This is a genomic window from Duganella qianjiadongensis (assembly GCF_009857915.1).
Taxonomy (GTDB): domain Bacteria; phylum Pseudomonadota; class Gammaproteobacteria; order Burkholderiales; family Burkholderiaceae_D; genus Rugamonas; species Rugamonas qianjiadongensis.
On the sequence record NZ_WWCM01000068.1, the window covers coordinates 1 to 613 of the forward strand.

Sequence of the window (613 nt, forward strand, 5' to 3'; positions counted from 1 at the left end):
CTCAATCACATCCTGATGAGCATGGGCGTGATCAGCGAACCGCTGCACCTGATGAACACCCAGTTCTCGCTCATCATCGGCATGGTGTACGCCTATCTGCCGTTCATGATCCTGCCGCTGTATGCCAATCTGGTGAAGATGGATATCCGCTTCCTCGAAGCGGCGGCCGATCTGGGCGCCACGCCCATGCAGACCTTCTGGCGCATTACCGTGCCGCTGTCCAAGTCCGGCATCATCGCCGGTTCCATGCTGGTGTTCATTCCGGCGGTGGGCGAGTACGTGATACCGGAACTGCTGGGCGGACCGGAAACGCTGATGATAGGCCACGTGCTGTGGGATGAATTCTTCACCAATAACGACTGGCCGATGGCGTCGTCCGTCACCGTGGTGGTGATCCTGCTGATCCTAGTGCCGATGGCGATCTTTAACAAATACAAAGCCGAACAGGAGGCCCGCTGATGAATGCCAACTTCTTACAGCGCTGGTTCGGGCGCGGCTGGCTGTCCATGGGCTATCTGTTCCTGTATCTGCCTATCGTGGTGCTGGTGGTGTTCTCGTTTAACAGCTCGCGCCAGGACATGATCTGGAGCGGTTTTTCGACGCGCTGGTACAC

1 protein-coding gene is annotated in these 613 nt (G+C 57.6%); it reads left to right on the forward strand.

The genetic code is table 11. The annotated features are described in order from the left end of the window. Positions 1–459, forward strand: a 459-nt coding sequence (locus tag GTP27_RS23290) for an ABC transporter permease (protein WP_161041462.1), incomplete at its 5' end; no start/stop codon positions are given. Positions 460–613 lie beyond the last annotated feature (154 nt).